Source organism: Gemmatimonadaceae bacterium, from assembly GCA_036003045.1.
Taxonomy (GTDB): domain Bacteria; phylum Gemmatimonadota; class Gemmatimonadetes; order Gemmatimonadales; family Gemmatimonadaceae; genus JAQBQB01.
The window spans coordinates 17,738-42,452 of the sequence record DASYSS010000037.1 but is presented as its reverse complement, the minus strand read 5'-3'; the positions used below and the strand labels follow the sequence as shown (position 1 = coordinate 42,452).

At 65.9% G+C, this 24,715-nt stretch carries 19 protein-coding genes; 9 read left to right on the top strand and 10 right to left on the bottom strand.

What is annotated here, in order from left to right; translation table 11 throughout:
* Positions 1-112 precede the first annotated feature (112 nt).
* From gyrA to VGQ44_09070, 7 genes are all read left to right on the top strand, one after another.
* Positions 113-2,623: a DNA gyrase subunit A gene (gene gyrA, locus VGQ44_09100; protein HEV8446967.1), complete on the top strand. Its 2,511-nt coding sequence runs from the start codon at positions 113-115 to the stop codon at positions 2,621-2,623.
* A 122-nt stretch (positions 2,624-2,745) separates the two neighbouring features.
* The gene (locus VGQ44_09095; protein ID HEV8446966.1) at positions 2,746-3,714 is read left to right on the top strand and encodes a threonine/serine dehydratase; all 969 of its coding nucleotides are present in this window, start codon (positions 2,746-2,748) and stop codon (positions 3,712-3,714) included.
* The gene (locus VGQ44_09090) at positions 3,698-5,209 is read left to right on the top strand and encodes a diguanylate cyclase (protein ID HEV8446965.1); all 1,512 of its coding nucleotides are present in this window, start codon (positions 3,698-3,700) and stop codon (positions 5,207-5,209) included. Before VGQ44_09095 ends, VGQ44_09090 begins: the two co-directional genes overlap by 17 nt.
* A complete protein-coding gene (locus VGQ44_09085) occupies positions 5,206-6,165 on the top strand; it encodes a serine/threonine-protein kinase (protein ID HEV8446964.1) in 960 nt (319 codons plus the stop codon). The genes VGQ44_09090 and VGQ44_09085 overlap by 4 nt, the downstream gene beginning before the upstream one ends.
* A 13-nt stretch (positions 6,166-6,178) precedes the next feature.
* On the top strand, positions 6,179-7,837 hold the full coding sequence (locus tag VGQ44_09080; protein HEV8446963.1) for a M1 family metallopeptidase: 1,659 nt from the start codon (positions 6,179-6,181) through the stop codon (positions 7,835-7,837).
* Positions 7,838-7,929: 92 nt separating this feature from the next.
* Entirely contained in the window at positions 7,930-8,802 is an 873-nt protein-coding gene (locus VGQ44_09075; protein HEV8446962.1) for a hypothetical protein, read from the top strand.
* Between the two features lie 62 nt (positions 8,803-8,864).
* On the top strand, positions 8,865-10,004 hold the full coding sequence (locus tag VGQ44_09070; GenBank protein ID HEV8446961.1) for a saccharopine dehydrogenase C-terminal domain-containing protein: 1,140 nt from the start codon (positions 8,865-8,867) through the stop codon (positions 10,002-10,004).
* 36 nt (positions 10,005-10,040) lie between these two features.
* Here VGQ44_09070 and dacB read toward each other — a convergent pair whose 3' ends face one another.
* From dacB to VGQ44_09020, 10 genes are all read right to left on the bottom strand, one after another.
* Positions 10,041-11,600 (bottom strand): D-alanyl-D-alanine carboxypeptidase/D-alanyl-D-alanine-endopeptidase, encoded by a 1,560-nt coding sequence (dacB, locus tag VGQ44_09065; protein ID HEV8446960.1) that lies wholly within the window; start codon positions 11,598-11,600, stop codon positions 10,041-10,043.
* A gap of 31 nt (positions 11,601-11,631) precedes the next feature.
* A complete protein-coding gene (locus tag VGQ44_09060) occupies positions 11,632-12,960 on the bottom strand; it encodes a DUF5009 domain-containing protein (protein HEV8446959.1) in 1,329 nt (442 codons plus the stop codon).
* A 133-nt stretch (positions 12,961-13,093) separates the two neighbouring features.
* The gene (locus tag VGQ44_09055; GenBank protein ID HEV8446958.1) at positions 13,094-13,936 is read right to left on the bottom strand and encodes a cytochrome c oxidase assembly protein; all 843 of its coding nucleotides are present in this window, start codon (positions 13,934-13,936) and stop codon (positions 13,094-13,096) included.
* Between the two features lie 35 nt (positions 13,937-13,971).
* A complete protein-coding gene (locus tag VGQ44_09050) occupies positions 13,972-14,322 on the bottom strand; it encodes a cytochrome C oxidase subunit IV family protein (protein ID HEV8446957.1) in 351 nt (116 codons plus the stop codon).
* A gap of 18 nt (positions 14,323-14,340) precedes the next feature.
* Entirely contained in the window at positions 14,341-14,994 is a 654-nt protein-coding gene (locus VGQ44_09045) for a cytochrome c oxidase subunit 3 (protein ID HEV8446956.1), read from the bottom strand.
* Between the two features lie 40 nt (positions 14,995-15,034).
* Positions 15,035-17,032, bottom strand: a complete 1,998-nt coding sequence (gene ctaD / locus VGQ44_09040) for a cytochrome c oxidase subunit I (GenBank protein HEV8446955.1) — start codon at positions 17,030-17,032, stop codon at positions 15,035-15,037.
* A gap of 29 nt (positions 17,033-17,061) precedes the next feature.
* Positions 17,062-18,414 (bottom strand): cytochrome c oxidase subunit II, encoded by a 1,353-nt coding sequence (gene coxB / locus VGQ44_09035; GenBank protein ID HEV8446954.1) that lies wholly within the window; start codon positions 18,412-18,414, stop codon positions 17,062-17,064.
* Positions 18,415-18,588: 174 nt separating this feature from the next.
* A complete protein-coding gene (locus tag VGQ44_09030) occupies positions 18,589-18,987 on the bottom strand; it encodes a hypothetical protein (GenBank protein ID HEV8446953.1) in 399 nt (132 codons plus the stop codon).
* Positions 18,988-19,004: 17 nt separating this feature from the next.
* Positions 19,005-20,867 (bottom strand): aspartate ammonia-lyase, encoded by a 1,863-nt coding sequence (gene aspA, locus VGQ44_09025; protein HEV8446952.1) that lies wholly within the window; start codon positions 20,865-20,867, stop codon positions 19,005-19,007.
* Positions 20,868-20,977: 110 nt separating this feature from the next.
* On the bottom strand, positions 20,978-21,157 hold the full coding sequence (locus VGQ44_09020; protein HEV8446951.1) for an XRE family transcriptional regulator: 180 nt from the start codon (positions 21,155-21,157) through the stop codon (positions 20,978-20,980).
* Between the two features lie 279 nt (positions 21,158-21,436).
* On the opposite strand from VGQ44_09020, the gene VGQ44_09015 reads away from it, so the two are divergent.
* Together VGQ44_09015 and VGQ44_09010 are read left to right on the top strand one after the other, a co-directional pair.
* A complete protein-coding gene (locus VGQ44_09015; protein HEV8446950.1) occupies positions 21,437-22,621 on the top strand; it encodes a N(4)-(beta-N-acetylglucosaminyl)-L-asparaginase in 1,185 nt (394 codons plus the stop codon).
* A gap of 23 nt (positions 22,622-22,644) precedes the next feature.
* A complete protein-coding gene (locus tag VGQ44_09010; protein HEV8446949.1) occupies positions 22,645-24,597 on the top strand; it encodes a hypothetical protein in 1,953 nt (650 codons plus the stop codon).
* Positions 24,598-24,715 lie beyond the last annotated feature (118 nt).

The following is a 24,715-nucleotide window of genomic DNA, read 5'->3' as shown; positions in this document are numbered from 1 at the left end:
ATTTTCGCAGGGTGTTCGGGTAGCTTTCAGAGTCTCCCGAAAAGCCCCTGACATCGCGCCGTCGCTGTTCGTTTCGACGGTCGAAACCGCCTACCGGCCCGCACGGTTTTCCATGACCGCTCCGAACAATCGCGAACGCATTCTTCCGCGCCTGATCGACGACGAGATCAAAGAGTCGTTCATCAACTACTCGATGAGCGTCATTGTATCGCGCGCGCTCCCCGACGTGCGCGACGGTCTCAAGCCGGTGCATCGGCGCGTGTTGTACTCGATGTGGGAGAACGGGCTCGTACCCGGACGTCCGTACAAGAAGTGCGCGACGGTCGTCGGCGACGTGTTGGGCAAGTATCACCCGCACGGCGACTCGTCGGTGTACGACGCGCTCGTTCGGATGGTGCAGGATTTCTCGCTGCGCTATCCGCTGATCGACGGCCAGGGCAACTTCGGCTCGGTCGAAGGCGACGGCGCGGCGGCGTACCGCTACACCGAGTCGCGCCTGATGGCGCTGGCGTTGGAGCTCGTCGCCGACATCGACAAGAACACGGTCAACTTCGGACCGACGTTCGACGACTCGGACACCGAGCCGAGCGTGCTCCCCGCGGGAATGCCGAACCTGATCGTGAACGGGTCGTCGGGGATCGCGGTCGGCATGGCGACGAACATTCCGCCGCACAACCTGCGCGAGATCGTCACCGCGATCATCCATCTCATCGACAACCCCGAGGCGACGCCGGCCGACCTTCGCAAGTTCATCAAGGGTCCCGACTTCCCGACCGGCGCCTACATCTACGGCCGCGCGGGCGTCAAGGACTACTTCGATACCGGACGCGGACGCATCGTCATGCGCGCCCGCGCGGTGATCGAGGAGAAGGAATCCTCGAACAAATCGCAGATCGTCGTCACCGAAATCCCGTATCAGGTGAACAGCGCGAAGCTCGTCGAGAACATCGCCGAGCTGGTGCGCGACAAAAAGCTCGAGGGCATCTCCGACCTTCGGAACGAGTCGAACAAGGAAGGGATGCGCATCGTCATCGAGCTGAAGCGCGACGCGATTCCGCGCGTGGTGCTGAACCAGTTGTACAAGCACACCGCGATGCAGTCGACGTTCGGCGTGATCATGCTCGCGCTGGTTCCCGACGCGCAGACGGGCAGCCTCGTGCCGAAGGTGATGCCGGTCAAGGAATGCCTCGAGCATTACATCACGCACCGCCACGAAGTCATCGTTCGCCGAACGCAGTTCGACCTCGACAAGGCACTCGAGCGCGAGCACATCCTCGAGGGGCTCAAGATCGCCGTCGACAGTATCGACGCGGTCATCAAGGTCATTCGCGGCGCGTCGGACACGCCGGTCGCCAACACGCAGCTCCAGAAGCGCTTCAAGCTCACCGAGCGTCAGGCCGAGGCGATCCTCAACATGCGCCTCGCCAAGCTCACCGGTCTCGAGATCGAGAAGCTGGACGAGGAGCTGAAGGAAGTGCGCGCCGTCATCAAGGACCTGCGCGCGCTGCTCGACTCGCGCGACAAGCGGATGAGGGTGCTCAAGGACGAGCTCACGGAGATCGCCAAGAAATTCGGCGACGAGCGACGCACCGAAATTACGAGCGACGAAGGTGAATTCACGATCGAAGATCTCATCGCCGAAGAGGAGATGGTCGTCACCATCTCGCACTCCGGCTACATCAAGCGCACCTCGGTCTCGACCTACAAGCGCCAGCGGCGGGGCGGACGCGGCAACAACGGCGCGACGCTCAAGGACGAGGACTTCATCGAGCACCTGTTCATCGCGTCGACGCACGACTACGTGCTGATCTTCACCGACGACGGGCGCTGTTTCTGGCTCAAGGTTCACGAGATCCCGCAGGCGGGACGCGCCGCCAAGGGCAAGCCGATCGTCAACATGATCAACGTGTCCCCCGACACGACGGTCTCGGCCCTCGTGACCGTGCGCGACTTCCCCGAAGATCAGTTCCTGCTCTTCGCCACCAAGCTCGGAACGGTGAAGAAGACGTCGCTGGCGCAATACTCGAATCCCCGTGCCACCGGCATCAAGGCGATCAAGATCGACGCCGGCGACGAGCTGATCGACGTCCAGGTGACCAGCGGGACGAACGACATCGTCCTCGCCACCCAGCATGGCCTGTCGATCCGGTTCCACGAGCAGGACGCCCGTGAGATGGGACGCGATACGACCGGAGTGAAAGGCATCGAGCTGGCCAAGGACGACCGGCTCATCGGTATGGTCGTCATCAAGCGCGAGGCGAACCTGCTGGTCGTCACCGAGCGAGGGATGGGCAAATGTTCGCCCATTGACGAGTACCGCGTCCAGAAACGCGGTGGCAAAGGAATTATCACCGTCCACCGCACCGACAAGACCGGCGACGCCGTCTCGATCAAAGAAGTTTTGCCGGACGACGAATTGATGCTCATCACCAAGCAGGGAATCGCCATCCGCATGCCGGTCAAGGGCATCCGGGTCGCGGGACGCAACACGCAGGGCGTTCGGCTGGTCAATCTGGATGCCGACGATCTGGTGATGGACGTCGCGCGCGTCGTCCCGGACGACGACGAGGAAGCCGGCGAGGACGCCGAGACCGCGATCATCGGCGGCTCGGACGCCGAATAACCCCGGCCCGCGAGAAGCGCGCGCATGACAGCGCGAAAAGTGCGTGGAACAACTCGTTCCACGCACTTTAGCTTTCCCCGATACAACCTCATCCGTAGCTTACACGACCCGGCGACGAATCCGTGATCACAACGCAGTTGGTCGGTCTCGACGAGATCCAGGAAGCCGCGCGAGTCCTCGCGCCGGCGATCGTGCGCACGCCGCTGCTTCGTGCCGAAGCAGTCGCAGAAAAAACCGGCGCGCCGGTGTGGGTCAAACCCGAAATGCTGCAGCGCGGCGGCGCGTTCAAGTTCCGCGGCGCGTTCAATTTCCTGTCGCAGCTCGATCCGCACGCACGCGAGCGCGGCGTCGTCGCGCCGTCGTCGGGCAACCACGCGCAAGCGGTCGCGCTGGCGGCGAAGATCTACGGCGTGCCGGCGACCGTCGTCATGCCGACGACCGTCACACCCGCGAAACGCGCCGGCGCCGAGCGACTCGGCGCGCGCGTCGTACTCGCGGGAAAGACGACGACGGATCGGCTCGAGCGGGCCAAAGAGCTCGTCGCGGAGGAAGGGATCACGCTCGTGCCGCCGTACGACCATCCGTGGATCATCGCGGGGCAGGGCACGGTCGGCCTCGAGATCGCCGAGGATCTCCACGACGTGGACACGGTGCTCGTTCCCGTCGGCGGGGGCGGATTCAGCGCCGGCGTCAGTGCCGCGATCAAGCTCACGCTGCCGAACGCGCGCGTGATCGGCGTCGAGCCGACGAGCGCGCCGAAGCTCACGCGCGCGCGTGAAGCCGGCCACCCGGTGCGCATCGAGCACACCGGCGGCCTCGCTGACGGACTGCTCTCGATCCAGATCGGCACGCTGACGTTCGCGCACCATGAGCGCTTTCTCGACGACGTCGTCACGATCGACGACTCGGCGCTGCGCGGCGCGATGCGGCTGCTGATCGACCGATTGAAGCTCGTCGTCGAGCCGAGCGGCGCCATCACGGTGGCGGCACTGCTCGAGGGAAAGGTCAAGCCGCGAGGCGGTGGCGCGACGGTCGCCGTCTTGAGCGGCGGCAACATCGAGTGGGAAGGACTGCGTGAGCTCCTCGGGTGATACGCCCCCCCCCGTTCACGCCACGCCGAAAGGCTCGCGCGTCGTCGTCGCCGAGCGTGATCCGGTCGTTGCCGGCACGATCTCGTGGCTGCTTCGCGAGCATGGGTTCTCCGTCTCGACGGCCACCGATCGCGCCGAACTGTTCAAGCTGATCGAAGACGCCGCGCCCGATCTCATCGTTCTCGACGGGAGCGTGGCGCAGCGCGACGTCGGCGTGTTGTCCGACCTCCGCGCCGACGAACGATGCAACGACGTGCGTGTCGTCGTCACGACGCCATGGCCCGCCGCCAACGCCGACGAAGGACTTCCGCTCGGCGCCGACGATTGGGTGAGCAAGCCGCTCCGCGTCCCCGAATTGCTCGGCCGCGTTCGGACGCAGCTGCGAGCAAGCGACCAGCTTCGCGCGGCGCGCTCGGCGCTACAGGACACGACCATCGAGTTGGAGCGTGTCCGTGAAGACGCGGCCAACAATCGCCGTCTCGTCGAGATCCTCCACGAGATCACCGGCGAGCTCGCGGCGTCGGAGATCTACCGCGTCCTCGCGCGCCGCATCGCGCGCGCGCTCGGACTGCCCCGTTGCGTGATTCTCCTGGCGCGTCCGAATGAAGCGACCGGGATGCTCGCCGCGGCGCAGGGCGAAACGGTTCAAGGTCCCGAGGTTCGGCTCGAGCTCTACCCGGAGGTGGCGACCGCGATCTCCTCGGGAAGATCGCTGCTGATCGAGGATGGACGCGGCCACCCGCTCTTCCAAAAGCTCGCCGGCGTGCCGGGCGCCAGCCGTGAAGGCACGCGCGCCGAGATCCGGTCGTCGGCCGCCGTTCCGTTCGCGATTGACCGCTGGCGTTCGGGCGCACTGCTTCTGCGGACGCTGCGCGAAGAGCGCGCGCTCAACGCGGAAGACGTTTCGTTCGTCGAGGCGGTCATCCGCGCCGCCGTCGCGGTCATCCGCCGCGCGCAGGCGCTCGAGACTACACGGGCCGAGAATCGTCGGCTCGAGGCGCTCGCGACGACGGATCCGCTGACGCGCATGCTCAACCGACGTGCGCTCCTCGATCGCCTCACCGCCGAATGCGACCGCGCCCGCCGCTATGATTCGTCGCTCGCGCTCTTGCTGGTCGACATCGACCACTTCAAGGAAATCAACGACACCGCGGGGCACCTCGCCGGCGACAGCGTGCTGCGCCAGTTGGGCGCGCTGCTCGCCGACGCGATGCGCAAGGTCGACGTGCTCGCCCGGTACGGCGGTGAGGAGTTCGTGGCGATGCTTCCGGAGACGTCGATGGACGGCGCGGCCGTGTTCGCCGAGCGTTTGCGGGAACGAATCGCGGCCCAGGTGTTCGACATCGGGGGGCAGCGGTCGGTGCGGCTCACGGTGAGCATCGGGCTGGCTACGTTTCCCTCGTCCGGAGTGGCGTCGACCGACGACCTGTTCGCGCGGGCCGACGAAGCGCTCTATCGCGCGAAATCAGGCGGGAGGAACCAAGTCAGAACGTGAAGAAGCGCTGTCCGAACTGCGGCCGCGAATACGGCGACGAAGCGAACTTCTGCACGCGCGATGGGACGCGGCTCGTCGTGCCGACGCCGGCGACGCCGGAGCTCGTCGGCCTGATCCTCGACGACCGCTACGAGGTCCAGCGCAAGCTCGGCGAAGGCGGGATGGGCCTCGTCTATCTCGCGGCCGACAAGACGACCGGCGAGACCGTCGCGATCAAGGTTCTGACGCGGGGCTTGGGCCGCGACCCCAAAGCGATGGTGCGCCTGCGCCGCGAAGCGGCGTACGGCATGCGCCTCGCCCACCCGAACATCTGCCACATTATCAGGCTTGGTCAGACTCAGGACGGCGCGACTTATATCGTTATGCCATACGTCGACGGGGAAGTACTGGTTGAGCGGACGCACCGGCTCGGGCAGATTCCGCTCGACGAAGCCGTTCGGCTCGTGAACGACATGGCCGCCGGTCTCCAAGCGGCGCACGACAACGGCATCGTGCACCGCGACCTCAAGCCCGAGAACGTGATGGTGCGCACCGGCAACGGCGGTGTACACGCGGTCGTGATGGATTTCGGTTTGGCGAAAGCGCACACCGCCGGTAAAGAGCTCGAGAAGCTCACCGCGACCGGTATCGTGCTTGGCACGCCCGAGTTCATGAGCCCGGAGCAACTCCGCGGCAAGGAGCTCGACCGCCGGTCCGACGTCTACGCGCTCGGACTCGTCGCGTACGAGATGCTCACCGGCAAGCTGCCCTTCGAGGGCCGAACGCAGCAAGCGCTGATGATCGCGCGGCTCAAGCAGGATCCCACGCCGCTCTACGAGTCGCGCCCCGATCTCAAGTTTCCCCGCCAGGTGAACATCGTGCTCGACAAGGCGATGCGCCGAGAGCCGGCGGAGCGTTACCAGACGGCGGTCGATTTCGCGAAGGCGTTCGCCGCGGCGGCGAGCGAACCCCGATGAGGCGCGCCGGCGAATGATGACTCGGGCGAAGCTCGTGGGCGCGTTCGCCGCGGCGATCTGCGGCGGCGCCGCCACGCGAGCGGCGTCTGCGCAAACCGCCGCGTACCGCCCAGGATTTCACGTTCGCCACTACGACATCACGCTCGACGTCCCCGATTCGGGCGCGAAGATCCACGCGGATGCTACGCTCACCATTGAGCGCACGGCGCCGCGCGACACGCTCGTCTTGGACCTGCTCGATCTCACCGTCGCTCGCGTCGTCGTGAATGGCCGCGGCGCGGTCTTTCGCCAGACGGCGGAGTCAGTCGTCGTCGTGTTGCCGAACGCGAAAGTCGGAGACACGACGCTCGTCGAGGTCGAGTACGGCGGGGCCGTGACCGACGGACTCATCGCGCGGCACGACAGCGCGGGACGGTGGACGTATTTCGGCGACAACTGGCCGAACCGCGCGCGGCATTGGATTCCGAGCCTCGATCATCCGAGCGACAAAGCCACCGTCACGTGGCGCGTGCGCGTTTCTCCCCGCCAGAACGTCGTCGCGAACGGCGCGTTGGTGTCGACGCGGCCGCTGGCCGACGCTCGTGACGGCCAGCGCACGGAGTGGGTATGGCGCGAGTCGCAGCCCATTCCGGTCTACCTGATGGTGATCGCCGCGGCGCCGCTCGATCGGTACGACTTGGGCCAGACGGCGTGTGGATTGGGTTTCGACAAAAAGTGCGTTCCACAGTTCGTGTACACCGCGCCCGAGCAGAGCAAGACGATGCCAGGCCCGTTCGCGCGCGCCGGCGACATCGTCGCGTTGTTCTCGCGGCTCGTCGGTCCGTTCCCGTACGAGAAGCTCGCCCACTTGCAATCGTCGACGCGCTACGGCGGCATGGAGAACGCGAGCGAGATCTTCTACGCGGACGGTGCCTTTCGCCGCGGCACGATGAACGACGAGCTCATCGCGCACGAGACCGCGCACCAGTGGTTCGGCGACGCCGTGACCGAACGACGGTGGCCGGACGTTTGGCTCTCCGAAGGATTCGCGACCTACTTCTCGGCGCTCTGGGTGCGTGAAGCGCGCGGCGACTCGGCGTTCCGCACGCGCATGCGCGCCATTCGGACCACCGTGCTGCGGGATTCGGTGTCCGTGACGCGACGCCCCGTGATCGACACGATCGAGACCGCGCTCATTCAGCTGCTGAATCGCAACAGCTACGAAAAGGGCGGCTTCGTCCTGCACATGCTTCGCTCGCAGCTCGGCGACTCGGCGTTCTTCCGTGCGCTGCGCGCTTATTACGCCGACCATCGAAACTCGACGGCGCTTACGGCCGACTTGCAGGCGGCGATGGAGACCGCGTCGGGGCAGAAGCTCGACTGGTTCTTCGACCAGTGGCTGCGCCGCCCAGGCTACCCGGAGATCGACGCGCGCTGGCGATACGACACGCAGACGCACGAAGCCGTGATCGACGTGCGGCAAGCGTCTCGCTTCGGCGCGTACCGGGTGCCGCTCCTCATCGGCGTCGTGGACTCCCTGGGCGGCGAGCACCGGGCAATGCTCCCACTTCCGGCGGATACCGAGGTACATTCGATCCGCATCGGCTCACCGACGACGCCGTCGGCGGTGCTGCTGGATCCGAACGTCACGCTCCTCGCCTCCATGCGAGTCACCCCATCCTCGCAGCGCTGATCGACGTCGCACGAGCGCGTCAAGCGCGCGCGATCGCGTCGCTCTTCCTGCCGCTCTGCGCGGCGCCGCCGCTCGGCGCGCAGGTGCTGCGCGTGCCCGATTCGCTGCTCGCGGCGGGCAACTTGGCTCGGGCTGAATCGGCATACTATGCCGCCACGCGAGCGCGGCCGCGCGATCCGGTCGCCCGTTGGGCACTCGGTCGCTTTCTCGTCCAGCGCGGCGCGACGAGAGTCGGAGCGACGCTGCTCGAAGAGTCGCTGCAATTCGGCGGCGACCCGGTCCTCGTCGGCCGAGAGCTCGCGCGCGCCTATCTGACGGCCGGCGAGTTCGCGCCGCTCGCCGCGCTGCCGGCCGCCTCGCCTGCCCAGCGTGAGCGTGCGCGCTGGTTGACCGCGCACGAGCCTCGGATCATCGCGCCGGACTCGGTCATCGCGATGCCGCTCGCGCGTAGCGACGACTCGACCACGCTCGGCGGCATCGCGGCGCGCGTCAACGGCGTTGCGCTCGTCCTGTCGCTCAGTTCCCAGGCGCAGGGGATCGTCGTGTCGCGCGCGGCCATGGGAGATCGACGCCTTCGAACGTTCGCGGGCGGGGCCGACTCCACCGTCAATGCGGACCTGCTCGCCGTGGCGGACAGCGTGAGCATCGGCCGCCTGACGATGCTCAATCAGCCGGTCACGCTGGCGACCCTGCCGCCGGGAGCCCAGGGTTTGATCGGACTGTCGGCGCTCGGCCGTTTCGCGGCGGCGCTGGACGCCAAGACAGCGGTTCTCTCGCTCCGGGCAGACGGTACTGCGCGAGGAGATTCGCCCGGCGAACGGTTGCCGACCCTCGACCAGCCGATCGGCGTATCGGTGCTGGTTGCGGGCGCCTGGATCGGCTCGCCGGTCGACGTGGCGCGGCTGCTGCGAAATCGAGGTTGGGTGTTCGACGCCAAGCGGGGAACGCTGATCGTCGAGCGGTAGGGGCGCGTTAGCTTTCTGTCCCTCCCCCCCCAATCCCGATTCAAACGGAGCTTTCCTCGACGATGCGAATGCTCGTGCTGGGCGCAGGGCTACAGGGTTCGGCCTGCGCGTACGACCTGCTTCAGGATCCCGACGTCAAAGAGGTTCGCCTCGCAGACCACCACACCGGGCATTTGCCTGAGTTTCTCGCGCCCTTTTCGGGACCGCGGCTTCTCCCGACGACGCTCGACGTACGTGACCACGCAGCCGTTATCGGCGCGATGCGACAGTGCGACGCGGTAATGAGCGCGATTCCCTACTACTTCAACTACGACATGGCGCGCCTCGCGGTCGAGGCCGGTGTGCATTTCTGCGATCTGGGCGGCAACACCGAGATCGTGTTCAAGCAAAAAGAGCTCGACACCTACGCCAAGGAAAAGCGCGTCACCGTCGTCCCCGACTGCGGTCTCGCCCCGGGGATGGTGAACATCCTGGCGCAGCACGGCATCGAGCAGCTCGACCACGTGGACTCGGTGAAGATCTTCGTCGGCGGGCTTCCCCAGCATCCGGAGCCGCCGCTCAACTACATGCTCGTGTACTCCCTCGAGGGAGCGCTCGACTACTACACGACGCTCTCCTGGGTGCTGCGGAACGGCAAGCGCACGCAGGTGAAGGCGCTCTCGGAGCGCGAGCCGGTGAGGTTCGATCAGGTCGGCGAGCTCGAGGCCTTTCACACGGCCGGCGGACTGTCGACGATGGCCTTCCGGTACGAGGGGAAGATCCCCGCGATGGAGTACAAGACGCTCCGCTACCCCGGACACGCGCAGATCATGGAGAACATCCGCTCGCTCGGGCTGCTCGACACCGAGCCGGTGGAGGTGAAAGGCGTACGGATCTCCCCGCGCGATGCGTTTATCGCCGTCGTCCAGCCGAAGCTCACCAAGCCGAAGGGGCACGACCTCGTCGCATTACGAGTCGTGGTGAGCGGCTCCAACAATGGCACGAAGGCGAGCAAGTCGTTCGAGCTCGTCGATCGCTACGACGAGAAGCGCGGCGTGAGCGCGATGATGCGCACCACGGGCTACTCGCTGTCGATCACGGGATTGATGCAGGTGCGCGGACAGATCACGCCTCCCGGCGTGTGCACGCCCGACGAATGCGTCCCCGCGACGACCTACATCAGCGAGCTACGAAAGCGCGGAGTCGAGATCAAGGAGTCCTGACCGGTCACGGGTGTACCGGCCAAGCGGCCCACCGGCCTACTTCCTCACGAACTCCGCCATCGTCGCGCCGATCTGGTCCATCGCCGTCTTCGCGTTCCAGCGATCGGCGCCGTTGTAGATCAGCGAGAAGGCCAGCACCTCGCCGTTCTTGGCCGTCACGAAACCGCCAAGCGCGGCGACGGTGTTCGTCGTGCCGGTTTTCGCGTGGAGGTTTCCTCGCGCCGGCGTCCCGCGCGCGCGCCGCTTGAGCGTGCCCGACTCGCCGTCGACGGGCAGCGCCGCGTGGAACACGGGGCCCCAATCCGCGCGGTGCGCGTACGAGAGAAGGTCGACCATCGAGCGCGGCGTGACGTGGTCGAGTAGCGAGAGGCCGCTGCCGTCCGACACGTCCACCACCGATCCGTTGATCCCGACCTTTCGCGTCATGAACTCGCGAAGATTCGTGAGCCCCGTCTCGGCTGAGCCGGGCTGATTCGTCGCCGAGTGCGCCGCGGCGCGGAAAAGAAGCTCGGCGACCACGTTGATGCTCTCGCGGTCCATCTCGCCGATGATCTGGCCGAGCGGCGGAGAGGCGATCGCCGCGACCTCGACGGCGCCGTCGGGCGTGGCGCCCAACCGAGTCTGTCCGTCGACGGTGATTCCCTGCTTCCGAAGCGACGCGCGCAGCGCGCCGACCACGAAGAGCGGCGGATTGTCCACGACGAGCGAGTATTTGAGCGGGCCGGAACGCGAGCCGATCGTTCCGCGCACGCTGATCGATCCGTCGTTCTGCCGCACGGCGCTGATCCGTCCGCCGCTGCCGCCCACCACGCGAACGTTGTTCTCGACGGGGATCGTCGTGGTCGCCGGCTCGAGGGTCACGACGGCCTTGCCGCCGCTCGGTTCCACGGCGACCCACACGAGATTCTCGTTCAGCGAAAGCGCCGACACGCGCGCAGCGTACGACGCGCCGAGGTAACTGGTCTTCCATCCTTCGGGAACGAGTTTGTCGTCGAACGCGGTCGCGTCGCCGACGAGATCGCCGCGGATGTGCTTGATGCCGGCCGACGCGATCTCGGCCGCGAGCGCGTCCATCGGATTCTGGTCGTGCCAGAAGCGTGTGCTGAGCGACGGATCGCCGACGCCGCGCAGGTACAGGTTTCCGCCGACCGAGCCATCGCTCTCGACGGGCGCGTCGCGAAGCACCGGCGTCTTGAAGCGGAAGTCGGGTCCGAACCGGTCGAGCGCGACCGCCGACGTGTACATCTTGAGCGTCGACGCCGGCTGAAGCATCGCATCGGCGTTCTGCGAGAAGAGCGTGTCGCCTTTCGTGAGCGACACGATGATCGCTCCCCACGTGCCGCCGCGAGTGTGGCTGGCCAGCGAATTGGCGACGGCGGAGGCCAACTGGTCGCTGCCGACGGTCGCCGTCCACGCCGGCTTCGAGGGCTTTTTCGCGGATGGCTTCGCCGCTCGCTTCGACTTCTTGGTCGACGGCGCCGCCGTGATGGCGGCGAACGACGACGATCCCACCGATCCGGTCTGCGCTTCCGCGGCGTACGGCAGGCCCGCGGCGACTACGGCAGCCGCGAGCACGATTCGCTTCACCAATTGCATCGACACGCCGCCGGAGATCGAGAGTCGGGCATTAGACCTTGAAGAAGATTTGCTTTCGGTAGAGCACGTAGAGCAGCGCGTAAAACATCAGGACGAACGTGATCGCGAAAGCCAACGACGCATTCACCGGCGAGAGCCAAGAGGCGAACGCCACTTGGTAGATCGCCGTCTCGAGCGGCACCGACTTGCCCTGGTAGTTCACGTAGATCACTGAATAGATGAAGCGTGCCACCAGGGCGGACCCGGCGAACGCCACCATCGGATTCATGCCGTATATGACGAACGGTTTCGTCCATCGCTTCAGGCCATTCACATCGACGAGCCACATGATCGTGGCGAGCGAAACGCAGGCCATGCCGGCGGTGAACACTACGTAGGAACTGGTCCAGATGCTCTTATTGATCGCGAAGACCCAGTTCCAGACGAGCCCGACCATCATCCCGAGCGCGCCGGCGCCGAAGAGTCCGTTGAGCCGGTCCACTAGCGGCCGCTTCGTCCCGATCCACTGTCCCGCCAGGTTGCCGAGCATCGCGGTCGCGATCGCCGGGAGAGTGGAGAGAATTCCCTCCGGGTCCCAGGTCAGGCTGTTCACCCACGTGTGATTGCCGAGCCCGAATCGAGACCAGTCGAGGAAGAAGCGGTCCCACCACGCCGCCATCGTCCGCGGCCCGTCGTTGAGCGTGAGATAGCCCATCACGCCGCTGTCCGGTACCGGGATGAGAGTCATCACCGCCCAGTAACCGAACAGGAGCACGCCGATCGTGATGATCTGCCGCTTCACCGTTCGGTTCTGCGTGAGCAGCGCGCCCACCATGTACGCCAACCCGATGCGCTGCAGCACGCCCATGATTCGCCAGTGGTACAGGCGGTCGACGACGCGCTGCAGGAACGTCGGGTCGGCGATGCCGTCGACCTGACCCCACGTAAAGAACGGGGAACCGTTGATCAGGAAGCCGATCAGAAAGATGAGTAGGCCGCGCCGAATGATTTGGCGGCGGATCGCCGCATCGTCGTCGCCGCGCACCCGTCGCGATGTCAGCGAGAGGTGCGTCGTGACGCCGACGATGAACAGGAAGAACGGGAAGATGAGATCGGTCGGCGTCCAGCCGTTCCACGCCGCATGCTCGAGCGGCGGATAGATCGCGCTCCACGTGCCGGGGTCGTTCACGAGGAGCATCCCCGCGATGGTAAGACCGCGGAACACGTCGAGCGACAGCAGCCGCTCGCGAGCCGCCTTCGCCGTCCGGGACTTCTCGGGTGCGCGCGCGCTCTGCCCTCCGGGCGGCTCTTGGGAAGCCGGACGGTTATCGCGCTCGGACGTGGTTTTTGTGGATGGGGGCGGCTGAACGGTCGTGGCCACGTGCACCGTCCTGTTGGAAGGAATGCGAAGCGAGCCGCCAGGCGCGTGAGCGCGTGAGACCCATCACTACAGACTAGTATCCTACCACCGAGGTATCGGGAAAGAGCCCTTCATAGCCTCGGATTCTAGCGAATCAGGCCGTGTGCCAGTCGACCTGCGCTCCCGCCCGACTCTCCACACCATCTCGCTGCTGCCAGCGGAAAAACACCACCGAGATGACGGAGTAGAAGAAGAGTCCCCCTGGGATCCACATGATGAGCCCGCCGATCATTTGGTCGCTCATCGGTGTGATCCCCCAGACGCGCGGCGCGGACGCGTAGAGCGGATACAGCACCGAATCGGCGTAGGCGATGTACACCGACACGATCGCCATTGGGATGCTCATCAGGAACAGGTAGAGCATCTGGCCGGGGTAACTGAGCCGCGGCAGCTCCGGTAGCGGGCTGAGAACCGGCCACCACATTATCACGGACGCCGCCAGAAACATCAAATGCTGGAAGATGTGCACCGGGTGGTGCGCCAGCGCGTAGTTGTAGAGCGGTGGCAGGTGCCATCCGGCGAGGACGACGTTGAAGAGCGCGAAGCAGCGGGTGGGTTTGGTGAGCCATCGCGCCGCGGCGCCGACGCCGCGGACTCCGAGGGCCGGGCGGAGCATCTCGCCGGTCACGCCCATCAGCATCAACGGCGCGACGACCAGCGCGAGCATCAGATGCTGCACCATGTGCGCGCTGAACAGATACGAATCGCTCAGGTCGTGCAGCCAGCCGTTCAGCGAAAAGAACATCACGGCGAGCGCGCCGTGAAAAGCCAGTCGGCGCGGCTGCTGCATGGAGCCGGGCGATACGTAGCGGCGCGCGGCCCATTCGTAGACGATCGCCAACCCGGCGATGCCGACGACCGTGCTCGGGTGCACCGAGAAGCTCTTGAGAGAAAGCCGCGCCCCGACGTGAAGGAGCGCGGCTATCGGGAAAGACATCGTCATCCGACCATCGTCCTGCCTCGGGGGGGGGCTTACTTGCCCGAGAACTTCGCGAAGAGGAAGAGCAGCGAAATGAGCGTGGCCATCGCGATCGTCAGCGGGCCGGTGAACAGCGCGCGGAAAATCTTGTGGTCGTACTTGAGGTGCATGTAGAACATCACGACGATCGTGAACTTGGCGACCGACATGATGAGCAGCGTGGGGACGAACAGCGGCGTCTTCGAGAACGGCGTGTAGTAGACCCACACCTCGGCGATCGTGATGACCGTGAGGATGAGCGCTACCCACTTGTATTCCTTCCACGTCGGGTGCTCGTGCACCTCGCCCATCGCGTGGACGTCGACGTCGGCGTTGGTGTGGGTGAACGTGTCGTCGTTGGACATGTGAATCTCCGGCGCGCCCTATTTGATGAGATAGACGAGAGTGAAGATCGCGATCCAGACGACGTCGACGAAGTGCCAATACAGCGCCGAGATGTCGACGAGGAGCGCGTCCTTCGGTCCGAGCCCGCGCCTGACGTCGATCGCGAACAGCGTGAGCAGCCACAGCACGCCGGCCGTCACGTGCGCGCCGTGGAAACCGGTGAGCGTGAAGAACGACGAGCCGAACAAGTTGGTGCGGATCGTCAGCCCTTCGTGCACGAACGACGTGAACTCGAACGCCTGGTAGCCGAGGAACGTGGCGCCGGCGATGGCGGTGGCCATCAGCCAGAACTTGGACGATCCGCGGATGCCCGAGTAGCCCGGTTTGCCCTTGTTCTCCACGGCCTCGAGCGCGAGCACCATGAACAGCGACGACATGAGCAGCACGAACGTCGACTGCGAGGTCACCGGGATGTTGAGGATCGCGTTCAGATGCGTCGCGCAGCGCGGCGGATCGCACGCCTCGTGCGGGAACGGCCCGACGATGCTGCGGCCCTTGTAGATCAGGTACGTCGAGATGAGCGACGCGAACAGCATGCACTCGGATCCGATGAACGCCCAGATCGCGATCTTGCGGTGATCGAGCCCGGTGCTGGTCGGCGGATGCGCGTGAGTAGCGACGGCAGTGGCCATGTGTGAGTTCAGGTCGAATCGGCGGCGCGGCGGAAGCGCGTCACGCGTGATGGGGTTCGAGGGGAGCGGTCAGCCACGAGTAGAGGAACGCGGTCATCGTGGAGGCGCACACGATCACGCCGATGATCGCTTCCCGCGTCATGTTCTCGTGGATCAGCACGAGGCTGCCGAACATCAACGTCATGAAGAGCGCGACGAAGAGCGGCTTGATCGTCGGGTAGGGAATCGGAATCCCCAGCTCTTCGGCCGTCTTGAGCGAGACCTTCGTCGACGCCTGCTTGGCGTTCGGATTGACGCCGCCTTCCGGCGTTCCGGCGCTCATGTGGTCGTGCATCGACCCCACACGTCGGCCGGCCACCTCGATGTCGCTGCGTTCGTCGCCGTGCCGGCTGTGCGGCACCTCGGCGACGAGCCCGGGCGCCTTGACGTCCCACAGCGGATAGCGCGACGTCACGGTCGGGATCGTGGCGAAGTTGTATTCCGGCGGCGGCGACGGGATCGACCACTCGAGCGTGCCACCGCCCCACGGATCGTTCCCGGCGAGCTCGCCGCTCTTGCGGCTCTTGAGGATGTTATAAACGCCGATGAGCGCCGCGGCCAGCTGGATGAACGCGCCGATCGTGGCCAACAGGTTGAAAATTTCCCAACCCTGTCCGGCGTCGTAGCGATAGATGCGCCGCGGCATCCCGTACAGACCCGACCAGTGCATTGGCATGAACGTCAGGTTGACGCCGATGAACGTCAGCCAGAACTGCCAGTTGCCGATCTTCTCGCTCATCATCCGGCCGGTGATCTTCGGGAAGTAGTAGTAGATCCCGCCCGAGAGACCCATCATCGAACCGGCGACGAGCACGTAGTGGAAGTGCGCGACGATGAAGTAGGTGTCGGTCTGCTGCAGGTCGGCCGGCGGCGACGCGTGCATCACGCCCGAGATCCCGCCGATCACGAACAAGCCGACCAGCGAGATCGCGTACTTCATCGCCACCGTGAAGCGCAGGTTGCCGCCCCACATCGTGAAGATCCAGTTGAAGATCTTCACGCCCGTCGGAATGGCGATCAGCATGGTCGTAATCGCGAACACGGAATCCGGGATCGGACCCATGCCGACCGCGAACATATGGTGCGCCCACACGCCGAAGCCGAGGAACGCGATCAGGATTCCGGAATACACCATGACCGGATACCCAAAGATCGGCTTGCGGCTGAACGTCGGCAGGATCTCGGACACCAGACCGAACGCCGGCAGGATCAGGATGTAGACCTCCGGATGCCCGAAGATCCAGAACAGGTGCTGCCAGAGGAGCGGGTCGGCGCCCGCCTGCATCGTGTAGAAGTTCGTCCCGAAGAACCGGTCGAACTGCAGGAAGACGAGCGCGATCGTGATGACGGGGAACGCCAGCACGAGCAGGAACTGCACGACGAACGCCATCCACGTGAACATCGGCATGCGCATCAGGTTCATTCCCGGCGCGCGCATGTTGATGATCGTCGTGATGAAGTTGAACGCCGCGGCGAGCGACGACACGCCGAGGATCTGGAGGCCGAGCATCCAGAAGTCGATGTTCAGGCCGGGCGAGTACGCCATCGTCGTGAGCGGCGCGTAGCCGAACCAGCCGCCGTTCGGCGCCATGCCGAACAGCCACGACGAATTCATGAACAACGAGCCGAACAGGTACACCCAGTAGCTGAACGCGTTGAGCCGCGGAAACGCGACGTCGCGCGCGCCGATCTGCAGCGGGATCAGGAAGTTGAAGAACGCCGCCGACAGCGGCATGACGACGAGGAAGATCATCGTCGTGCCGTGCATCGTGAACAGCTGGTTGAACGTCTCGGCCGACACCGCCGTGCCGTTCGGTCCCTTCAGCTGCCAGCGCATGATCAACGCTTCGAGGCCGCCGACGCCGAACCAGGCGAGCGCGGTGTACATGTAAAGCGCGCCGATCCGCTTGTGATCGACGGTGGTGAGCCAGCTCCAGAGACCGCTCTTCGACGCCTCTCCGGCGTGAGCGTAGGCTGGGCTGACGGCGGCGGTTGCCATTTCCTCTATGCCTCCGAGTTCCGCGTTCGTTATTTCAGAGTTTGGAGATACGCGACGATGTCGGCGATCTGCTGGTCGCTCAGCTTGACCAGCGACATCGTCTTCATCCGCGGGTCATACTGGCCCGCCCCGAGCACCGGCATGATCGAGCCCGGCTTCATCGCTTCGGCGTTCTTGATCCACCGCGCGAGGTGCTGCGGGTCGTTCGGATAGAGTCCCGCGGCGATCGTCGTCCGAGTCGCGATGTGAGTGAGGTTCGGACCGATCACGCCGACCATCGACGGCACGCCATTGATCATGTGGCAACCGAGGCACGTGCCGGCGCCGACCATCAGCTTCGCGCCGTTCGCCGCGTCACCTTTGCCGAGCAGATTGTCGTCGAACGTGAGACCGGCGGGGATCGGCGTCTGCGGCACCCCCTCCGGCGGAATCTGCTCGCGCGGGAACGAGATGAACCCCGCCTGGAGCACTTGCGTCGGCGCCGTGGGCTGCGGGGCGGCGGCATTGGCCGTTGCCGCATTCGCGGAGGGCGCGCCGGCGGCTGCCTTGGTCGCTGGCGGAGTCGCGCCCGGCGCCGGCGTGGCCGGAATCGTCGGAGCGGGAGGCTGCGAGCCGGCTGCCGGCTCCGCTTGATGCTTCGCCCAGCTGTCGAAATCGGCAGGGTTCACCACGAACGCCTTGAACCGCATGTTCGCGTGGCTCGCGCCGCAATACTCGACGCACGCGCCGTTGAACGCGGCGGCGGCCGTCGAATCGGGCGTGTACCACAGGTAGTTCGTGTGATCGGTGACCGCGTGCGCCACGACCGGCATCACGTCGCGCTTTCCGGAGAGCGCCGGCACCCAGAACGAGTGGATGACGTCCGCGGATCGCAGGCTGAAATTGACCGTCCGCCCGAGCGGCAGATACACCTCGTTCGCCGTGACGACGTTGTACTGCGGATACCGGAACTCCCACCACCACTGGTGGCCGATGACCTCGACCTGGAGCGCGTCGGACCGAGCCGGCGCCTGCGTCTTGAAGATCGTCGTTATCGTCGGAATGCCGATGATCACCAGGATCAGGAGCGGGACGACGGTCCAGGTGATTTCCAGCGCCGTGTTGCCGTGCACGTGTTCCGGCTCGGCCTGACCCGGACGCTTGCGATACTTGACGAGGGTGTAGACGAGAATCGCTTCGACGAGGACGAAGACGATGCTCCCGGCCCAGATCAGAATTCTGAAAAGGAAATCGACGTCCCGATTGACGTCCGTCCGCTGATGAAAGATCGAATCGGGATGGTTCTGGCCACACGCGGCGAACAACGCCACGAGGCCGACCGTCAGCGCGGCCGCACCCGCTTTGCGGATGCCCGGCCGGCGCAGGCGGGCAAGAAAAGGCATGTCGTGTCCTTGTACCGGCGTTCTGAGCTCGCCGCCCGACCAGCGGCAACGCGCTCGATCGAAATTGTTTGGGTGGAGCAAGCGGGAACCTACCGGCTCGCAGGGGTCAAATCAAGCGAGTAAATGCCCGACTAGACGCTGATTGCACAGCAGGTTACGCGTCGCGCGCGCGCTCTAGTGCGCCCTCTCCGGCCCCGCGTCGTCAGGCTTGTCGCCGTCCTTCACCTGATGCCGTTCCTTCGTCTGCGTCATGGCGATCTCGAGCGCTTGTTTGATCTGCGCCACGCCTTCGCGCAGCGCGCGCACGCGCTGGTTCTCGCTGGATCCGCGGCTCGCCGCCAAATTCAGCGACGTCACTTGCTCCGACACCATGCCGAACTGGGCCTTCAAGTTCGCGGCGAGCGTCGGCAGCTGACGCCGAATGTTCATCGAAAAGACCGATGCCGGCTGATTGCGCTTCACCGCGATCGCGTACTGCTCGACGATGCCGTGGATCCGCTGCACGTGCAGCAGCGCTTCGTCGAGCGTTTTCATCTTGATGAGCCCAGCGGAGTCGAGGCGAAGGCCGGCCATCCGATACTCTCGCTCGGCTAGAGACGGCCGCCGGTCATCGACTCGGGGTCGAGCACCCGGTCGAGTTGCTCGCGGGTGAGCAGGCCGCGCGACATGACGACGTCGTACACCCCTCGGCCGGACTCCAAAGCCTCTTTGGCGACGGCCGACGCCTGCTCGTAGCCGATCGCCGGCAGGAGCGCCGTCACGATTCCTATGGAATGCTCGACGAACTGGCGCATGCGCGCCGGATTCGCCGTGATCCCCGTGACGCAACGCTCGCGCAGAACCGTGCACGCGTTCTTCATCGTCTCGATGCTGCGCAGCAGGCGATACGCGATCACCGGCTCGAATACGTTGAGTTGCAGTTGTCCGGCCTCAGCCGCGAGCGTCACGGTGACGTCGCCGCCGATCACGTCGAAGCACACTTGGTTCACGACCTCGGGGATCACCGGGTTCACTTTTCCCGGCATGATCGACGATCCCGGCTGCATCGGCGGCAAGTTGATCTCGCCGAGTCCCGCACGCGGGCCCGAGCTCAAGAGGCGAAGATCATTGCAGATTTTCGAAAGCTTCACGGCGCAGCGCTTGAGCACCCCCGACATTTGTACGAACGCGCCCGTGTCCGACGTCGCTTCCACGAGATCGGGCGCCGTGATCAGCGCCAGTCCTGTGATCCGCGACAACTCTCGGCGAATCGTTTCCGCGTAGCGCGGCGGCGTCGTGATTCCCGTACCGATCGCCGTCGCGCCCATGTTGATCTCGCGGATCAGCGCCTGCGCTTCACCCAGCCGGTCCACGTCCTCCTGCATCGTGTGACCGAACGCGGCGAATTCCTGACCGAGCGTCATGGGGACGGCGTCCTGCAGCTGCGTGCGTCCCATTTTCACGAAAGCCGAGAATTCGCTGCCTTTGGCGAGGAACGCGTCGACCAATTTCCGCATCGACTCGCGCAGTTCTTCGATCGCGTCGTGCAGCGCCAGCTTGACGGCGGTCGGGTAGACGTCGTTCGTCGACTGGCTGAGGTTGACGTGGGTGTTCGGGTGTACGCTCGCGTAGTTGCCGCGCTCCTTGCCCATCAGCTCGAGCGCGCGATTGGCGATGACTTCGTTCGCGTTCATGTTCGTCGACGTCCCCGCGCCGCCTTGGATCATGTCGACGACGAAATGCTCGTGATGCCGCCCCGCGCGAATCTCCTGCGCGGCACGCTTGATCGGATCGGCGATCGACGCGTCGAGCAGCCCGAGCTCCGCGTTCGCCCCCGCCGCCGCCTCTTTGACCGCCGCCAGCGCCTGGATCAGCGCCGGGAATTCTCGCAGGGCGATCCCGGTGATCGGAAAGTTCTCGAGCGCGCGCAGGGTCTGAACGCCGTAGAGCGCGTCCTCGGGCACCTCGCGCTCGCCGAGCAGGTCGTGCTCCTTGCGCGTCCGCGATCCGGTGAAACCCAGCGTGCGCTTGTGCCCGACGAGCGTCGCATCGGTCGCCGCGAGCCGCTGCGAGATCGATCTCGCCGCGCGCCCCACGAGCGCGGCATACAGCGCGGGCTGCTCCTTCACCATCTCCTGTACCTGCGCGATGGTGAGTTGATACGCCTCCGTCCGCTGCAACGTCCGCGCGCTCGTCCCGTGCGGCAGATCGTCGAGCAACAGCCCTTCGCCGAGCGCCTGGCCGGCTCCGAGCGTCACGAGCCGCACCGGCTTTCCATTCATCCCCTTCTCGATCGCCACGGCGCCCGAGACGAGGATCGACATGAAGTCGCGCGCCGACCCTTCATGAAAGAGCACCGCGTCGGCTTCATATGTGACGGGCGCGACGACCTTGGCGAGCTGATGGATCGCCGAGTCGGTGAGCCCCTCGAGGAACTGGGTCTGGCGCAGTCGGTCGCGGACGGTGGCTGACATTGTCGGTCAAGATAACTCACCGCTGTGACCGCCGCGTCGCAAAAGACGCAACGACGTTCTGGCTGACGCCTCCGCGCTCCAAGCGCCGTCGCATTGACGACCGCACCCCATCACCGCCCGCGCTCGCGCGGCGGCGTGGCACGTAACTCCACGCTGGCGCCGGCGCGAACGAGGAGTCGGATCAGCCGCTCGAGCGAGAATCGATCGAGCGGGCCGCGACGCAGCTCGCGGATCCGCTCGCGTTCCACGCCGATGAGAGCCGCGGCCTCGCGGGTGCTCCATCGTTCGATGATGGGAACGAGCGCGGATGGGAACGAGCGCGCGCGCCGCGTGCTGCTTCAGGGCCGGGATCGGGTCTGCATGCTTCACGAGGAAACGCTGGCTCGCCATCCGGTCGAAGCGTGTCATCGTTTTCGTCCGCGCGAGCTCAGTTGAGCGCGACCAAGCGAGTCTCACGCGCACGACTCCGCCTCGGTCCGGCGCAACCAGAGCGTCGCGCGGTTGGCCCGCGTGCCTGCGCGAGCGTATCATTGAAGCGCTTGCCACTGACTCCTCGTCGGAGACCGATGATGACCGTCTCGCGTCGTGACTTTCTCGGTGCCGGTGCCGCGGCTGCCGCCGGCCTTGCGCTTCCCAACCTCGCCGAGGCGATGCCGCGCATCGTCGTGCGCGACCGAGCGGCCCTGCCCACGGAACCCTTCGCGGGTCGACCCGTCATCATCTCCGCCGCAAACGGGTTCGACAAAGACCCGAGCGGCAAGCAGGGAATCAAGGTCGCGTACGACATGATGACGGGCGGCGCCGACCCCCTCGACTCGATCGTGGCCGGCGTGCAGATCGTCGAGCTCAATCCGAACGACCAATCCGTCGGACTCGGCGGTCTTCCGAACGAAGAAGGCGTCGTGCAGCTCGACGCCAGTTGCATGCACGGGCCGACGAAGCGCGCCGGTGCCGTCGGTTGTCTCGAGGACGTCGCCGAGGCGGCCGCGGTCGCGAAGGCGGTCCTGGACAACACGGACCACATCTTCCTCGTCGGCGCCGGCGCCAAGAAGTTCGCGCTCGAGTTGGGGTTCAAGGAGCGCAACCTCCTCACCGAGCAGAGCAGACAGGACTGGCTCCGCTGGAAGTCGCGCCTCAACCCGAACGATGCGTGGCTCGATCAAGGCACGAAGCCGCCCATCCGGCCGGCGCGGCAGGATGACGAGCACGCGAGCAATGCGCACATCGAGTACGACCGATACGGCATTCCGCACACGTATGGCACGATCAACATGAACGCCGTCACGGCGGGCGGAGACATTGCGTCGTGCACGACGACCAGCGGGCTGTCGTGGAAGATCCCGGGGCGCGTCGGCGATTCGCCGATCATCGGGGCGGGGCAGTACTGCGACAACGAAGTCGGCGCCGCCGGCTCGACGGGCCGCGGTGAAGCGAACATCAAGGTGTGCGGCGCGTTCCTGGCCGTGGAATTCATGCGGCAGGGGATGTCGCCCCAGCAGGCGCTCATGAAGGTCATGGAGCGCGTGATCGCGATGACCGAGAAGCGGCTCCTCGCCGACAACGGCAAGCCCTTCTTCCAACTTCAGTACTACGCGGTAAACAAGAAGGGCGAGTACGCGGGCGCCTGCTGCTACGAGGGCTCCAAGTTCGCCGTTGCCGACGCGAACGGCGCTCGTCTCGAAGAGTGCGCCTACATGTACAAGAAGTCGGAGCAGCCTACACCGGCGCTCAGCGGCGTGATGATCAAGCCGTAACGCCTTCGGCGGCGGGGGGCGAAATGCGCGAGATCCGCGGGATTCGCGGTCTCGCGTGGCTGGTCGTCGTCTCCATCGCCCTCTTCCAAGCGTACGCGCAACGATACGTCGTCGGACCGGACGGCGTCGCCTACCTCGACCTGAGCGACGCCGTGGTCGCCGGACATTGGTCCGGCCTCGTGAATCTCTATTGGAGTCCGCTCTACCCGCTCCTCGTCGGGTTGGCTCGGCTCGTCACGCGCGCGTCGCCCGCCGGCGAGGTGGCGCTGATGCACGCCGTGAACGCCGCGGCGTTTCTCGCGACGTTCGCCGCCTACGAGTACTTCCTGTCGCCGATTCTGCGCCTCGCCGCCGGGACGCGCCATTCTTTGTTGGGCGGTCGATGGGGGTGCCCGGTCGCCTACGGTTTGTTCATCTGCGTCGCGTTCACGTTGACGCCGATCGAGCTCACGACACCCGACCTGCTCGCCGCCGCCAGCATTTTTACCGCGTTCGGCGCGCTGCTTCGGTTGCGAACCTCGCCGAATGACGCCGTCGCAGCCTTGGTCTTGGGCGGCGGCCTCGGACTCGGCGGACTCGCGAAGTCGTTCCTGATTCCGTGGGCGATCGTGTGCTTCGTCGTCCTCGCGGTCGCGCTCCGTGGAAAAGGATTCAAGGCGCTCGTGAGCGCAGGCGTCGTCTGGCTCGTGTTCGTCGGCCCATGGATGGCGCTGCTTTCGCGCGCCGCGGGGCGGGTCACCTTCGGAGACACCGGGCGGCTCACGTACGCATGGTTCGTGAACAACCGCGACACGCCATCGCTGGGCGGCGTGCCGATGGGTGCGCGCACGGCAAGAACCGAGGCGATCCTCCCGCAAACGGGAGTCACCGGCGACGCGCCGGGGACCGACCCGATGTGGTTCGATCCCGAACGGTGGAGCGGTGGCCTCAAGGCGCAATTCGACGTGCATGATCAAGTGGCGTCGCTGCTGACGTCCGGTCGGTTCTACGTCGAGAATCTCGCGCCTTTTCTCTTTTTAATTCTGTTAATCGCCGTCGCTCCTGCCCGGTCGCGGCGCGATGCATGGCGCCTTGGATGGATCGTGCTCGTCCCGGCGGCGGCGGGAATGTTCGGCTATGCGATGGTGCTCGTGACGGCGCGCTACTTCATGCCGTTCGTTCTCGTGGGAACGCTCGTGCTTCTGGCCACGCTCCCCGTGCCGCGACGCGTGCATCCGCTCGCGCTGTTCATCGGACTCGCGATTCCGATCGCGCTCGAGTCGATCGACGACCGCAGCGCGGTCGCTCTCGCCCTCGTCGTGTCCATCGTCGGAGCGATGGTCGCCGGCGGCGCGCTCGGACCCCTGGATCGATGGACCGGCGGACGCAAACTCGTATGGGCGCTCGGGGTGCTCCTCGCCGCCGGCCTTACGCACGTGATTCTTCCCGCCGCCTTCCCCGGCGTTCTCATGCTCGGCGGCGCCGCCCTCACCGCCGTGCTCTGGGCAATGTCTCGCGCGGCGGTCCGGACCTGCCACACCGTGCGGTTCGCCCGCGGAGCCAGCGCAGCGCTTGCGCTGGTGATCTCGACGCTGCTCCTACTGCGTTTCGCCGGCCGCCTCGGCGACGACCGCGCCGCTCTCGATCGGGCCGCGTCTCCGCGTTGGGGGAATCTCTCGGCGAACATCGCCGCCGACCTCGCCACGCGTGGCATCGGTCCCGGAACGCGCATCGCCGTGATCGGCCCGCACGCCGACTCGTACTGGGCGCGGACCGGCCGCCTCAAGATCGTCGCCAGCGTCCCGCGGCCGGTGGCCCCGAAGTTCTGGCGCCTGTCGCGTGCCGGCCAAGATTCTCTGCTGTTCGCCTTCGCCGCCGCAGGCGCGCAAGTCGCGATCGCATCGGTCGGCCCCGATTCCACTCTGCCGCCGCCCGACAGCAGCTGGACTCCCGTCCGCTATCGCGGCTGGATCCGCCCTCTCGTCGCGCCTCGTTGATCTTTGCGTTCCGCACCGTAATCGCGGCCGGACTCGGGCTGGTACGATGAGCCGGCATCTACGAAACGATACGGCGGCAGATCTCGCGGAAGAAGCGGATTGCGCGGAGAAGCCGTCG